General features: G+C 68.4%; 13 protein-coding genes. 6 read left to right on the top strand and 7 right to left on the bottom strand.

Annotation, left to right across the window (positions count from 1 at the left end):
- Nucleotides 1-194: 194 nt before the first annotated feature.
- Complete coding sequence (gene msrA, locus BLA15945_RS32445; protein WP_059233355.1) at nucleotides 195-755, top strand: peptide-methionine (S)-S-oxide reductase MsrA; 561 nt, start codon at nucleotides 195-197, stop codon at nucleotides 753-755.
- A 34-nt stretch (nucleotides 756-789) separates the two neighbouring features.
- Here msrA and BLA15945_RS32440 read toward each other — a convergent pair whose 3' ends face one another.
- The 3 genes from BLA15945_RS32440 to pdxH all read right to left on the bottom strand — a co-directional run bounded on the left by BLA15945_RS32440 (nucleotide 790) and on the right by pdxH (nucleotide 4092).
- The gene (locus BLA15945_RS32440) at nucleotides 790-2082 is read right to left on the bottom strand and encodes a DUF72 domain-containing protein (protein WP_174994281.1); all 1293 of its coding nucleotides are present in this window, start codon (nucleotides 2080-2082) and stop codon (nucleotides 790-792) included.
- Nucleotides 2083-2105: 23 nt separating this feature from the next.
- Nucleotides 2106-3326 (bottom strand): SAM-dependent methyltransferase, encoded by a 1221-nt coding sequence (locus BLA15945_RS32435; protein ID WP_059233357.1) that lies wholly within the window; start codon nucleotides 3324-3326, stop codon nucleotides 2106-2108.
- Between the two features lie 121 nt (nucleotides 3327-3447).
- Nucleotides 3448-4092, bottom strand: a complete 645-nt coding sequence (gene pdxH / locus BLA15945_RS32430; RefSeq protein ID WP_174994280.1) for a pyridoxamine 5'-phosphate oxidase — start codon at nucleotides 4090-4092, stop codon at nucleotides 3448-3450.
- A gap of 128 nt (nucleotides 4093-4220) precedes the next feature.
- On the opposite strand from pdxH, the gene BLA15945_RS32425 reads away from it, so the two are divergent.
- Complete coding sequence (locus BLA15945_RS32425; protein WP_059233359.1) at nucleotides 4221-5078, top strand: tRNA threonylcarbamoyladenosine dehydratase; 858 nt, start codon at nucleotides 4221-4223, stop codon at nucleotides 5076-5078.
- 103 nt (nucleotides 5079-5181) lie between these two features.
- Here BLA15945_RS32425 and trxA read toward each other — a convergent pair whose 3' ends face one another.
- A complete protein-coding gene (gene trxA / locus BLA15945_RS32420; RefSeq protein ID WP_174994279.1) occupies nucleotides 5182-6030 on the bottom strand; it encodes a thioredoxin in 849 nt (282 codons plus the stop codon).
- A 52-nt stretch (nucleotides 6031-6082) separates the two neighbouring features.
- Complete coding sequence (locus BLA15945_RS32415; protein WP_174994278.1) at nucleotides 6083-6964, bottom strand: pirin family protein; 882 nt, start codon at nucleotides 6962-6964, stop codon at nucleotides 6083-6085.
- A 228-nt stretch (nucleotides 6965-7192) separates the two neighbouring features.
- On the opposite strand from BLA15945_RS32415, the gene BLA15945_RS32410 reads away from it, so the two are divergent.
- Nucleotides 7193-8071, top strand: coding sequence for an EamA family transporter (locus BLA15945_RS32410; protein ID WP_174994297.1), 879 nt, complete (start codon nucleotides 7193-7195; stop codon nucleotides 8069-8071).
- Nucleotides 8072-8116: 45 nt separating this feature from the next.
- On the opposite strand, the gene BLA15945_RS32405 is transcribed toward BLA15945_RS32410, so the two are convergent.
- Nucleotides 8117-9643, bottom strand: coding sequence for an N-acetylmuramoyl-L-alanine amidase (locus tag BLA15945_RS32405; protein WP_059233363.1), 1527 nt, complete (start codon nucleotides 9641-9643; stop codon nucleotides 8117-8119).
- Complete coding sequence (tsaE, locus tag BLA15945_RS32400; RefSeq protein WP_059233364.1) at nucleotides 9625-10179, bottom strand: tRNA (adenosine(37)-N6)-threonylcarbamoyltransferase complex ATPase subunit type 1 TsaE; 555 nt, start codon at nucleotides 10177-10179, stop codon at nucleotides 9625-9627. The genes BLA15945_RS32405 and tsaE overlap by 19 nt, the downstream gene beginning before the upstream one ends.
- A gap of 17 nt (nucleotides 10180-10196) precedes the next feature.
- On the opposite strand from tsaE, the gene queG reads away from it, so the two are divergent.
- From queG to xerD, 3 genes are all read left to right on the top strand, one after another.
- Nucleotides 10197-11432, top strand: a complete 1236-nt coding sequence (gene queG, locus BLA15945_RS32395; RefSeq protein ID WP_174994277.1) for a tRNA epoxyqueuosine(34) reductase QueG — start codon at nucleotides 10197-10199, stop codon at nucleotides 11430-11432.
- Nucleotides 11433-11496: 64 nt separating this feature from the next.
- Nucleotides 11497-11964 (top strand): methylated-DNA--[protein]-cysteine S-methyltransferase, encoded by a 468-nt coding sequence (locus BLA15945_RS32390; protein WP_059233366.1) that lies wholly within the window; start codon nucleotides 11497-11499, stop codon nucleotides 11962-11964.
- Complete coding sequence (gene xerD / locus BLA15945_RS32385; RefSeq protein WP_174994276.1) at nucleotides 11964-12914, top strand: site-specific tyrosine recombinase XerD; 951 nt, start codon at nucleotides 11964-11966, stop codon at nucleotides 12912-12914. Before BLA15945_RS32390 ends, xerD begins: the two co-directional genes overlap by 1 nt.
- Nucleotides 12915-12976 lie beyond the last annotated feature (62 nt).

Here is a 12976-nt window from a genome sequence, read left to right as displayed (position 1 = left end):
GCGCGTGCCTAAGTGTAGACGAGAAATGTGCGGCACGGTCGCGTGCGGCACCTGTCCGCTCTGCCAGGTTCGCGCGCGAGTGAGATACTTGCCGGAGTGCCGCTGCGTCCGCACCGCGTGCGGGCGGCGGCGAGACGAAACGGCGGCGCCGGTACATGCGTAGCGGTTGCCGTCATCAACGAGGGACTGATTTCATGGGGAACGAGATGCTTGAAACCGCGACGTTGGGAGGCGGGTGTTTCTGGTGCACGGAGGCCGTGTTTCTCGACGTCGACGGCGTGACGGCCGTCCAGTCGGGTTACGCGGGCGGCCATACGCGCAATCCCGGCTACCGCGACATCTGCGAAGGCGATACGGGCCACGCGGAAGTCGTCAACGTGACGTTCGATCCGGCGCGCATCGGCTATCGCGAGATTCTCGAGATCTTCTTCGCGACGCACGATCCGACCCAGTTGAACCGGCAGGGCAACGACGTCGGCACGCAGTACCGGTCGGTCGTGTTCACGCATTCGGATGCGCAGCGCGACACCGCGCTCGACGTGATCCGCGAGTTGGAACGCGAGCAGGTGTTCGGGCAGCCGATCGTCACGCAGGTGGTGCCGCTCGACGGCAACTACTGGCCGGCCGAGGATTATCACCAGAACTATTACGCGCAGAACCCGGGGCAGGGCTATTGCTCGGTCGTGATCGGGCCGAAGCTCGCGAAGTTCCGGCAGAAGTTCTCGCACCGGCTGAAGTCGCTGCGCGGCGCGTAAGCGCATGACCGGCGACAGCCGGCGGAAACACGCGTTACGCCGCCTCGTTGCGCCACTGCGCGCACGCGGCGGCGATTTCGCGCGCGAGCGCGATGCACGACAACGGCGCGGAGCCTTCCGCCTTGTTGTTGATCGTGATGATCACCGGCTGCCCGGCCAGCGCGTAGCGCGCGGCCAGTTCGGCGAGCGCCGAGCGCGTGGCCGGATCTTCGTCGACGAGCTTGTCGAACGGCTCGTATTTCGCTTTCGCCTGTTCGTACTTGAAGCCGCCGTGCAGGCTCCAGCGCACGATCAGCGGCCCCGGCGCGTCGCCGTCGAGCAGCGCGAGCGCGGCGGCCTGGCGCAACGGGTCGGGCATCCGCGCATGCAGGCCGACGCAGTAGCGCACGCCGAGCGCGGCGAGCGCACGGATGAAGCGCGGCGTGAGCAGGCTCGCGTCGCGAATCTCGATTGCGTAGCGCGTGCCGTCGGCTTCCGGCGGCAGCGGCGGTAGCGCCGCGAAAAACGCGGTCAGCCGGTCGATCAGCGCAGCCGGTTCGGCAAGCAATTGATCGGGCAGCGGCGAAAACTGGAACACGAGCACGCCCGCTTTTCGGCCGAGCCCTTCGAGACACGGCTGCACGAATTCGCGGGTCGCGAGCGATGCGTCGAGAAAGGTCGGGTTCGGCCCCGACGGCTCGCCGCGGCGGCCGCGGATCACCGCATCGGTCACCGAAGCCGGCGCCTTCACGACGAAGCGGAAATCGTCGGGCACCTGCTGCGCGTAGCGCAGGTAGTCGGCCACCGACAGCGGGCCGTAGAACGACCGGTCGAGGCTCACGCTCCTCAGCAGCGGATGCGCGCCGTATGCTTCGAGCCCTTCGCGCGACAGCTTCGTCTGCGCGAAATCGCCGTCGTAGACGATGCCGTTCCAGCCGGGGAAATACCACGACGACGTGCCGAGCCGGACGTTCGGCGGCAGGCCGGCCGCGGCGTCGGCGACGTCCGCCGCGATCGGCGCGGGCAGCACGCCGCGCTTGCGCCGGCCTTTCTTCGGCGGCGCGGCGGGCGGCGACGGCTCGTCCCACAGCAGGCCGGAGGCAGGTGCCGGTTCGTCGTCGACAGGGCGCGGGGGAGTAGGGGAAGGCCGCGGATCGTCCTGCCCGTGCGGTGTTACGTGCTCATCGGGGCTGGCGGGGCGGCCATCGTCCGCCGGCGCCGGCGACGCGCGTACGCCATCCGCCGGCACGCCGAACAGGTCGAATTGCCCGTCGGCGTGCGACTCGTCCGCATCGTCGCGCCGCTGTCGTTCCGGCGGCGCCTTGCGCCGCGTCCTGCCGTCACCCATGCATGCCCAGCGTGAAGCGCCGCCTAGCGCGGCAGCGCGTGTTCGTACATATAGCGCCGCGACCACGGCAGCGTTTTCGCGCTGCGTCCGGCCTTGCGGCACACGATCTGGAAGATCGACACGTCGTCGTGCTCGAATGCATACGCGCAGCCGGCAAGATATACGCGCCAGATGCGGAATTTTTCGTCGTCGACGAGGGCTTTCGCCTGGTCGGCCTTCGCCTCGAAGTTCTCCGTCCAGATCTCGAGCGTGCGCGCATAGTGCCGCCGCAGGCTTTCGACGTCAACCGCCTCGAGTCCGCCGCGCTGCGCCGCTTCGAGCGCGAGGCTGATGTGCGGCAGCTCACCGTCCGGGAACACGTAGCGGTCGATGAATTCGCCGCCGCCGAGCGCCGTTTCGCCGCTTTCCGCATCGGTCGACGTGATCCCGTGGTTCATCGCGATGCCGTCGTCGGCGAGCAGGTCATGCACGCGCGAGAAGTAGAGCGGCAGGTTCTTGCGGCCGACGTGCTCGAACATCCCGACGCTCGTGATGCGGTCGAACTGGCCGTCGATCTCGCGGTAATCCTGCAGGCGGATCTCGATCTTGTCTTCGAGCCCCGCGGCCTTCACGCGCGCAGTCGCGAGGTCGAACTGGTTCTGCGACAGTGTCACGCCGAGACACGTCGCGCCGAACTTCTGCGCGGCGCGCAGCACGAGCGCCCCCCAGCCGCAGCCGATGTCGAGCAGGCGCTGGCCGGGCTCGAGCCGGATCTTCGTCAGGATGTGGTCGATTTTCTTGATCTGCGCGGTGGCGAGATCCTCGTCACCGTTCTCGAAGTACGCGCACGAGTACACCATGTTCTCGTCGAGCCACAGCCGGTAGAACTCGTTCGAGACGTCGTAGTGATACTGGATCGCCTTCTTGTCGGTGCTCTTCGAGTGATTGAAGTAGCGCTTCACGCGCGCCAGCTTGCTCGCGCTCGTTACCGTGCTGCGCGCGAGCGAGTAGCTGATGTTGATGATGTCCGACAGCCTGCCTTCGATGTCGATCTTGCCCTTCACGTACGCTTCGCCGAGATTGTCGAGGCTCGGATCGAGCAGCAGCGGCAACGCCGACGCACTGTTCACCTTCAGCGTGACCTGCGGTGCGCTGAAGGTGCCGAAATCGAGTTGATCGCCGTTCCACAGCACGAGGCGCGCCGGTATGTTCGCTTTCGCCCGTACTTCGTCCGCCCACTGTGCCAGCTTCTTTTCCCAGAACATTTGGATTCTCCGTTTGTTCGTTGAATCGAATACAGCCAAGTATCTTGACCGGCGCCCGCCGCTTGCGAAGCGGGCACCCGGATGCAACACGAGACACGACCGGCGTGCGCCGGCGCCGCGCTTACGGCGACAGGCGCGAGATCGTCCAGCCCGGCGACGCCGTGGCGTCGCGCGTATAGAGCAGACGGTCGTGCAGCCGCGACGGGCGCCCTTGCCAGAACTCGATCGCGTCGGGCACGAGGCGGTAGCCGCCCCAGTGCGGCGGGCGCGGCGGGTTGTCGCCGTAGCGTTCGCTGATGGCCTTTTCACGCGCTTCGAGCGTCGCGCGGCTGTCGATCACGGCGCTCTGCTCCGATGCCCACGCGCCGATGCGCGAGCCGAGCGGGCGCGACGCGAAATAGCGGTCGCTTTCTTCGGCGCTGGTTTTCTCGATCCGGCCTTCGATGCGCACCTGGCGCTCGAGCTCGATCCAGTAGAACAGCAGCGCGGCTTGCGGATGCACGGCGAGGTCGTGCCCCTTGCGGCTTTCGTAATTGGTGAAGAAGACGAACCCGCGTTCGTCGACGCCCTTGATGAGTACGATCCGTGCCGACGGCCGGCCGTCGGCGCCGACGGTCGCGAGCGTCATCGTGTTCGGCTCGGGCAGTTTGGCGGCGAGCGCCTCCTTGAACCAGCGATCGAACTGGGCGAGGGGGTCGGGGGCAGCATCGGCTTCGTCGAGCGAAGCACGTGAATAGTTGATGCGGAGATCGGCGAGAGTCGTCATGTTATGCAAACGCTTCAATCTGGGGCCAGTATAGCGAACGCGCGAGAATCGTGCGTGCACAGTGGCGCGTGCGAGCGGGGAGTTCAGGCAAAATAGAGGGCTGCACGACTTACGTTTTCCTTGCTGCCATGTCCGCTGCCGAAGCTTCCCCGCCCAGTTCTTCTGATCTTACCCCGACCCCGGAAATCCAGCTTGACGTGGATCGCGCCCGGCGCTTCGGCGGCGTCGCGCGCCTGTACGGCGCGCCGGCCGCCGCCGCGTTCGAGCGTGCGCACGTCGCGGTGATCGGGATCGGCGGCGTCGGGTCGTGGGTGGCCGAGGCGCTTGCGCGCAACGCGGTCGGCACGCTGACGCTGATCGATCTCGACAACGTCGCGGAAAGCAATACGAACCGGCAGATCCACGCGCTCGACGGCAATTACGGCAAGCCGAAGGTCGACGCGATGGCCGAGCGGATCGCGCTGATCGATCCCGCGTGCCGCGTGAACCGGATCGAGGATTTCGTCGAACCCGACAACTTCGACGCGCTGCTCGGCGGCGGCTTCGACTACGTGATCGACGCGATCGACAGTGTGCGCACGAAGGTCGCGCTGATCGCGTGGTGCGTCGCGAAGCGGCAGCCGCTCGTCGTCGTCGGCGGCGCGGGCGGGCAGCTCGACCCGACGCGCATCCGCATCGACGATCTCGCGCTGACGATCCAGGATCCGCTGCTGTCGAAGGTGCGCGCGCAGTTGCGCAAGCAGCACGGCTTTCCGCGCGGGCCGAAGGCGCGCTTCAAGGTCAGCGCCGTGTATTCGGACGAGCCGCTGATCTATCCGGAAGCCGCCGCGTGCGACATCGAGGACGGTGCGGAGCCGTCCGCCGCGGCGCATGTCGCGGGGCTCAACTGTGCGGGATTCGGTTCGAGCGTGTGCGTGACCGCGAGCTTCGGGTTCGCGGCCGCCGCGCATGCGCTGCGCGCGATCGCGGCGCAGGCGGCCGGCTGAGCCCGCGCCGCGCGGGCGTAGCGGGATGAGGCTGCGGCGCGGGTAGTGCGCCGCAAGCGAGACGGCGGCCCGGCCGGGCCATTGCGGCCCGGCGTGCCGCGCGTCAGTTGAGCGCCATGCTCAGCTTGCGTCGCCACCCGGCGACGAGGTCCGGGCGATCGCCGGCCAGTTCGAACACCGAGATCAGCGTGCGGCGGCCGAGATCGTCGCCGTACGCGCGGTCGCGCGTGACGATTTCCAGCAACTGCTCCACCGCACCTTCGTACGCGCGCCGCGCGATCAGGCTCTGCGCGAGGTCGAAGCGCGCGTCGAGATCGGCCGGGTTCGCCGCAATGCGTGCTTCGAGCGCGTCGGTCGGCGGCAGGTCGGCCGTGGCTTCGAGCGCGTCGAAACGGGTCTTGATCGCCTGGTAGCGCGGATCGCCGTTCTGCACGGTCTGCGGCGACAGGCGTTCGGTCTCCGCACGGGCGGCATCGACCTGGTTGCTCGCGAGCAGCAGTTCAATCAGGTCGAGGCGTGCGTCGTCGAAACCGGGGTTCAGCGCGAGCGCCGCTTCGAGGTGCGTGAGCGCATCGTCGAAGCGCTGCTCGGCCATCGCGTACTGCGCGGCGCGGCGCTCGGCTTCCTCGGGCGCCGGCAGCAGCCGGTCGAGGAACGCGCGCAACTGGCCTTCGGGCAGCACGCCGACGAACTGGTCGACCGGGCGCCCGTCGGCGAATGCGATCACGTGCGGGATGCTGCGCGTCTGGAAGTGCGCGGCAAGTTCCTGGTTCTCGTCGACGTTGACCTTCACGAGCTTCCAGCGGCCTTCGTAGTCGGCTTCGAGCTTTTCCAGCAGCGGGCCGAGCGTCTTGCAGGGGCCGCACCACGGCGCCCAGAAGTCGACCAGCACGGGCGTGTCCAGCGACGCCTCGATGACGTCTTTCTCGAAAGTGGCAAGCGTGGTGTCCATGTCGTTCTCTTCGGTTCGAATATCGTCAGGATGGGGGCGGTGCGCCCCTTTTTCAACGCGGTTTCGACTCGGGCAGCGGGATCCACTCGGTCTCGCCCGGCACCTTGCCCATTTCCTGGCGCGTCCAGGCCGCTTTCGCGCGCTCGATCGCGTCGCGGCTGCTGGCGACGAAATTCCATTCGATGAAGCGTTCGCCGTCGATCTTGTCGCCGCCGAGCAGCATCGCGCGTGCGCCGCTACCGCTCGTCAGCGTGACCGTCGCGCCCGGTGCGAGCACGGCCATCTGTTCGGCCGGCACCGGCGTGCCGTCGATCGCAAGCTCGCCGTCGACCACGTAGACCGCGCGCTCCTCGTGCGACGCGTCGAGTTCGAGCCGGCCGCCGGCCGCGAATTCGGCCGCGACGTACAGCGTGCGCGAGAACGTCGTGACGGGCGAGTGCAGCCCGAACGCGTCGCCCGCGATCACCGTCAGCGATACGCCGTCTTCGTTGCGCTTCGGCAGCGTGTCGGCCGGATGGTGCTCGAACGACGGCTCGGTCGTCTCGTGCGCTTGCGGCAGCGCGACCCAGGTCTGGATCCCGTGCACGGTATGGCCGCTGGCGCGCTGCGCGTCGGGCGTGCGTTCGGAGTGGACGATCCCGCGGCCGGCCGTCATCCAGTTCACGTCGCCCGGCACGATGGCCTGCAGCGAGCCGAGGCTGTCGCGGTGCAGGATCGCGCCGTCGAACAGGTAGGTGACGGTCGCGAGCCCGATGTGCGGATGCGGGCGCACGTCGAGCCCCGTGCCGGCCGGCAGCGTAGCGGGGCCCATGTGATCGAAGAAGATGAACGGGCCGACGAGACGTGCGGCGAGCGCGGGCAGCGTGCGGCGTACCTGCAGGTTGCCGATGTCGCGCACGTGCGGCTTCAGCAGGGCTTTGATCGAGTCGGTCATGGCGGCTCCAGTGGGGCGGCGGGGGATGCCGGTCATTGTACTGGCCGCCCGCCGCCGATTCCATGCGCGCCGCGCGGGTATCGGGCCCCCGGCGAAACCCGGTAGACTGACGCGCTTCTCGGGAAAACGCCGGGCCGCCCCAAGTTTTCCTGACCCCCTCGGAGTGCCTGGCGCGAAGCGACAGGGTGGGGGCCTGGCACAATGATTCGAATCGAGGAGACGCCGATGATGGCCCCGAAGGACTTGCTGCTCGCGCTGGTCGTGATCCTGGCGTGGGGCGTGAACTTCGTCGTGATCAAGGTCGGCCTGCATGGCATGCCGCCGATGCTGCTCGGCGCGCTGCGCTTCACGCTCGCGGCCGTGCCCGCCGTGTTCTTCGTGCGCCGGCCGCAGATTCCGTGGCGCCTGCTGGTGCTGTACGGCGCGACGATCCAGCTCGGCCAGTTCGTGTTCCTGTTCACCGGCATGTACGTCGGCATGCCGGCCGGCCTCGCGTCGCTCGTGCTGCAGTCGCAGGCGTTCTTCACGCTCGTGTTCGCGATGCTGTTCCTCGGCGAGCGGCTGCACGTGCAGAACCTGATCGGGCTCGCGATCGCCGCGGGCGGCCTCGTCGTGATCGCCGCGCAGGGCGGCCGCGCGATGACGCTCGCGGGCTTCCTGCTGACGATCTGCTCGGCCGCGATGTGGGCGTTCGGCAATATCGTCACGAAGAAGGTCGGGAAGGCGAATCTCGTGTCGCTCGTCGTGTGGGCGAGCCTCGTGCCGCCCGTGCCGTTCTTCCTGCTGTCGCTGTGGTTCGAAGGGCCGCAGCGCATCGCGACCGCGCTCGCCGGGCTCAACGGCGCGTCGATCTTCGCGGTCGTCTATCTCGCGTTCGTCGCGACGCTGCTTGGCTACGGGCTGTGGAGCCGGCTGCTGTCGCGCTACCCGGCCGCGCAGGTCGCGCAGTTCTCGCTGCTGGTGCCGGTCGTCGGGCTCGCGTCGTCGGCGCTGCTGCTCGACGAACATCTGACGCGCACGCAACTGATCGGCACCGCGCTCGTGATGGGCGGGCTCGCGGTGAACGTGTTCGGCGGGAAACTGGTGCGCCGCTTCGCGGCGTCGTGACGCGCCGGCACGCAGCGCGTGCCGGCGGCAGGGAACGGGCGGCCGTCAGGCCATCCGGTTCTTCGCGAGCGGCGGATTCGCGGAGAAGTAACGCTTGATGCCGCGGAAGATCGCGTCGGCCATCTCGTCGCGATAGCTGTCGTCGTTGAGCCGGCGCTCTTCGTCCGGGTTGCTGATGAACGCGGTCTCGACGAGGATCGACGGAATGTCGGGCGCCTTCAGCACCGCGAACCCGGCCTGCTCGACCGAGCCCTTGTGCAGCTTGTTGATGCCGCCGACTTCCTTCAGCACGTAGTTGCCGTAGCGCAGCGAGTCGCGGATCTGCGCGGTCGTCGACATGTCGAACAGCGCGCGGTTCACGGCCGCGTCCGCCGTCTTGATGTTGATGCCACCGATCAGGTCGGACGAATTCTCCTTGTTCGCCATCCAGCGCGCCGCGGCACTCGTTGCGCCGTGGTCGGACAGCGCGAACACCGACGACCCGCGCGCGGACGGCGTCGTGAACGCGTCCGCGTGGATCGACACGAACAGGTCGGCGCCGACGCGGCGCGCCTTCTGCACGCGCACGTTCAGCGGCACGAAGAAGTCGGCGTCGCGCGTCATCATCGCGCGCATGTTCGGCGCGCCGTCGATCTTCGCGCGCAGCTTCTTCGCGATGTCGAGCGCGATGTGCTTCTCGTAGGTGCCGCCGCCGCCGATCGCGCCCGGATCCTCGCCGCCGTGGCCCGGATCGATCGCGACCGTCAGCAGGCGCACGGTGCTGCCCTTGCCGGATTTCGGCGCGGTGAACTTGTAGGTGTCGCCGTCGTCGTCGCTGTCGTCGCGGCGCGCGATGACGGGCGGCGGCTTGACGGCCGGCTTCGCGGGCGTCGAAGGCGTGCCGGCCGCCGGCGGCGTGTGCGGCGTGGCCGGCGTGTTCTGCGCGAAACGCTGGAAGAACGCGTCGCTGTTGTCGCCCGCGCCGGGCGGCGGCGTGCCCGGGCCGGCCAGCGTGGTCGGCGGCTGCATCTGCTGCGCGCGCGCCGTATCGTTGAGCGCCTGCTCCTTGCGTTCCGTCTGCGCGATCAGGTCGGACAGCGGATCGGGCGCCACGGCCGGATACAGGTCGAACACGAGCCGGTACTTGTAGGTGCCGACGGGCGGCAGCGTGAACACCTGCGGCTTCACCGAGCCTTTCAGGTCGAACACCATCCGCACGACGTGCGGCTGATACTGGCCGACGCGCACCGACTGGATCTGCGGATCGTTCGGCGCGATCTTCGACACGAGGTCGCGCAGCGCCTGGTCGAGGTCGAGGCCGGTCAGGTCGACGACGAGACGGTCGGGACCCTGCAGCAGCTGTTGGCTATTCTGCAGCGGCTGGTCGGATTCGATCGTGACGCGCGTGTAATCGCGCGCGGGCCACACGCGCACGCCGAGCACCGACGACGCGTGCGCGAGCCGCGGCGCGACGAGACCGAGCACCAGCGTCGACGCGCCCGCGCACAGAATCTGGCGGCGGCGCCAGTTGTGCGTCGCGGTGGCCGCCGATTCGATCGAGCGGAACGGTTTGATCAACATCTTTCGAGACATGCCTTTCCTGAAGCGCTATACGCCCGGACGGTGAGGGCGCGGCCGTCGCCATCCACGTCGAGCGAGAAAACCAGATCGGGCACGCCGAGCAGGGTGCCCGCCTGTTGCGGCCATTCGACGAGGCAGATCGCGCTGGAATTGAAATATTCGCGAAAGCCTGCATCGGACCATTCGGCCGGATCGTTGAATCGATACAGATCGAAGTGATAGACCTCGAGTTCCCCATCGTCGCGTTCGAGCGCGTATGGCTCGACGAGCGTATAGGTTGGGCTGCGCACGCGTCCCGGGTGGCCGAGGCCGCGCAGGATCGCGCGCACGAGGGTCGTCTTGCCCGCGCCGAGATCGCCGACCAGCTGGATTTGCAGCCCGTCGAACGCATGCGCGCGGTCGAGTTCGATGCGCGCCGCGTCGAGCGCGTGCGCGAAGCGGGTGCCGAAGGCCTCGGTCGCCGCTTCGTCGGCGAGCGCGATCACGCGCTCCGCGAGCGGGGCGGGCAGCATGGCGTCATGAGGCGATTGGCTGGACGTGGCTGGCATTCTCGTAAAATAGTGCGATGAACCGATTACCGGAACTCGCCGCATCCGACAGGCCTTCGACTCAAGCCGAAGGCGCGGCGCCGTGCGCGCTCGATGATGCGGCGTTGACTGCGCTTGCCGCTCGCATCAGGGCGTGGGGGCGCGAATTGGGTTTCGGGGCGATCGGCATCAGCGATACCGATCTCTCGGATGCCGAAGCAGGCCTCGCCGCCTGGCTGGAAGCCGGATACCACGGCGAAATGGATTATATGGCGAAACATGGGATGAAACGCGCGCGTCCGGCCGAACTTGTGGCCGGTACGCGACGCGTGATTTCCGTGCGGCTCGCCTATTTGCCGGCCCAAACGCTCGCCGGCGATGCACCGGGCGGCGAGCCCGGCGCGCTCGTGCCGCACGATTGGCGCGCACGCGAACGGGCGCGGCTCGACGATCCGCAGGCGGCCGTCGTGTCGATCTATGCGCGTGGCCGCGACTATCACAAGGTGCTGCGCAACCGGTTGCAGACGCTCGCGGAGCGCATCGAGGGCGAGATCGGCGCATTCGGCTACCGCGTGTTCACCGATTCGGCGCCCGTGCTCGAGGTCGAACTCGCGCAGAAGGCGGGCGTCGGCTGGCGCGGCAAGCACACGCTGCTGTTGCAGCGCGATGCCGGTTCGCTGTTCTTCCTCGGCGAGATCTACGTCGACCTGCCGTTGCCGGCCGACGCGCACACGTCGCCTGACACCGCACCCGAGACGCCCGGCGCGCACTGCGGCAGTTGTACGCGCTGCATCGACGCGTGCCCGACCGGTGCGATCGTCGAGCCGTACCGCGTCGACGCGCGCCGCTGCATCTCGTATCTGACGATCGAACTGAAAGGCAGCATCCCCGAAGCGTTGCGGCCGATGATCGGCAATCGCGTGTACGGCTGCGACGACTGCCAGCTCGTGTGTCCGTGGAACAAGTTCGCGCAGGCCGCGCCCGTCGCCGATTTCGACGTGCGGCACGGTCTCGACCGCGCGACGCTCGTCGATCTGTTTGCATGGGATGCCGACACATTCGACACGCGGATGCAGGGCAGCGCGATCCGGCGCATCGGCTACGAAAGCTGGCTGCGCAATCTCGCGGTCGGGCTCGGCAATGCGCTGCGCGTGGGTCCGGACCGGCTCGCGCCGCCGGCGCGCGACGCGATCGTCGCCGCGTTGCGCGCGCGGGCCGACGACCCGTCGCCGGTTGTGCGCGAGCATGTCGAATGGGCGCTGCGTGCCGCGTGAAGGCGGCGTAAAGTGTCGTCGGCGCGTGGCGGGGCCGCGCGCATCCCCCGGTCAGGAGAAGGCAATGTTCAACGCAGTCATCGACGCGCCGTTCGGCAAGGTCGGCATCCGTACGGATGCCGCGGTGGTGCGCGAGATCGTCTATCTGCCCGAATCGGTGAAGTCGGTCGATCCGGATTCGGCGCTCGCGAAGCGCGCGGTCAAGCAGATCGAGCGTTATTTCGAGCGTGCGTCGGCGCGCTTCGACCTGCCGCTCGCGGAAGTCGGCAGCGCATTCCAGCACCGCGTGTGGGACGTGATCAGCGATATCCCGCCCGGCACCGTGCTGACCTACGGCCAGGTCGCGAAGCGGATCGGCAGCGCACCGCGCGCGGTCGGCCAGGCGTGCGGCGCGAACTACTTCCCGCTCGTGATTCCGTGCCATCGCGTCGTCGCGGCGGGCGGCCTCGGCGGCTTCGCGAACCACGACGACAACGGCTATTACCAGAAAGTGAAGCGCTGGCTGCTGGCGCACGAAGGCGTGCCGTACTGATGAGTGAACCCATGATTTCCCCCGAAGCCGACGGCGATGCCGCCGCGGCGTCACCCGCGCTGCTCGCGAGCCGCGCGTCGATCGACGTGTTCTGCGATGCGCTGTGGCTCGAGCACGGGCTCGCGCGCAACACGCTCGACGCGTACCGGCGCGATCTGGTGCTGTTTTCCCAATGGCTGGCCGAGACGCACGATGCGCCGCTCGATGCGGCCGACGAAGCGATGGTGACGGGCTACATCGCCGCGCGCAGCGACGGCAAGGCGACGTCGTCGAACCGGCGGCTGTCGGTGTTCCGTCGCTATTACGGCTGGGCCGTGCGCGAGCATCGCGCGAGCGCCGACCCGACACTGCGGATCACGTCCGCGAAACAGGCGGCGCGGTTCCCGTCGACGTTGTCGGAGGCGCAGGTCGAGGCGCTGCTCGGCGCACCCGACGTCGGCACGCCGCTCGGCCTGCGCGACCGCACGATGCTCGAGCTGATGTACGCGAGCGGGCTGCGCGTGAGCGAGCTCGTGACGCTGAAGACGGTCGAGGTCGGCCTGAACGAAGGCGTCGTGCGCGTGATGGGCAAGGGCTCGAAGGAGCGGCTCGTGCCGTTCGGCGAAGTGGCGCACGGCTGGATCGAGCGCTACCTGCGCGGTGCACGGCCGGCATTGCTCGGCGCGCGCGCGGCCGACGCGCTGTTCGTGACCGCGCGCGGCGACGGGATGACGCGCCAGCAGTTCTGGAACATCATCAAGCGTCACGCGCAGCAGGCCGACGTGCGCGCGCACCTGTCGCCGCATACGCTGCGGCATGCATTCGCGACACACCTGCTGAACCACGGCGCCGACCTGCGCGTCGTGCAGCTGCTGCTCGGCCACAGCGACATCTCGACCACGCAGATCTATACGCACGTCGCGCGCGAGCGGCTGAAGACGCTGCACGCGCAGCACCACCCGCGCGGTTAGTACGCGGGGCGCGCGCATCCGGCGCCGCGCGGGCGCCGGTACGCGCTCGACGCGTACGCAGG

Origin of the sequence: Burkholderia arboris, from assembly GCF_902499125.1 — a bacterium.
Taxonomy (GTDB): Bacteria; Pseudomonadota; Gammaproteobacteria; order Burkholderiales; family Burkholderiaceae; genus Burkholderia; species Burkholderia arboris.
The sequence above is the reverse complement of the archived record's forward strand: the minus strand, read 5'-3'. Positions and strand labels throughout refer to the sequence as shown.

Bases quoted from the DNA above. Each gene is read 5' to 3' on its own strand.
- msrA (WP_059233355.1), top strand. From the start codon at position 195: ATGGGGAACGAGATGCTTGAAACCGCGACGTTGGGAGGCGGGTGTTTC.
- BLA15945_RS32440 (WP_174994281.1), bottom strand. From the start codon at position 2,082: ATGGGTGACGGCAGGACGCGGCGCAAGGCGCCGCCGGAACGACAGCGG.
- BLA15945_RS32435 (WP_059233357.1), bottom strand. From the start codon at position 3,326: ATGTTCTGGGAAAAGAAGCTGGCACAGTGGGCGGACGAAGTACGGGCG.
- pdxH (WP_174994280.1), bottom strand. From the start codon at position 4,092: ATGACGACTCTCGCCGATCTCCGCATCAACTATTCACGTGCTTCGCTC.
- BLA15945_RS32425 (WP_059233359.1), top strand. From the start codon at position 4,221: ATGTCCGCTGCCGAAGCTTCCCCGCCCAGTTCTTCTGATCTTACCCCG.
- trxA (WP_174994279.1), bottom strand. From the start codon at position 6,030: ATGGACACCACGCTTGCCACTTTCGAGAAAGACGTCATCGAGGCGTCG.
- BLA15945_RS32415 (WP_174994278.1), bottom strand. From the start codon at position 6,964: ATGACCGACTCGATCAAAGCCCTGCTGAAGCCGCACGTGCGCGACATC.
- BLA15945_RS32410 (WP_174994297.1), top strand. From the start codon at position 7,193: ATGGCCCCGAAGGACTTGCTGCTCGCGCTGGTCGTGATCCTGGCGTGG.
- BLA15945_RS32405 (WP_059233363.1), bottom strand. From the start codon at position 9,643: ATGTCTCGAAAGATGTTGATCAAACCGTTCCGCTCGATCGAATCGGCG.
- tsaE (WP_059233364.1), bottom strand. From the start codon at position 10,179: ATGCCAGCCACGTCCAGCCAATCGCCTCATGACGCCATGCTGCCCGCC.
- queG (WP_174994277.1), top strand. From the start codon at position 10,197: ATGAACCGATTACCGGAACTCGCCGCATCCGACAGGCCTTCGACTCAA.
- BLA15945_RS32390 (WP_059233366.1), top strand. From the start codon at position 11,497: ATGTTCAACGCAGTCATCGACGCGCCGTTCGGCAAGGTCGGCATCCGT.
- xerD (WP_174994276.1), top strand. From the start codon at position 11,964: ATGAGTGAACCCATGATTTCCCCCGAAGCCGACGGCGATGCCGCCGCG.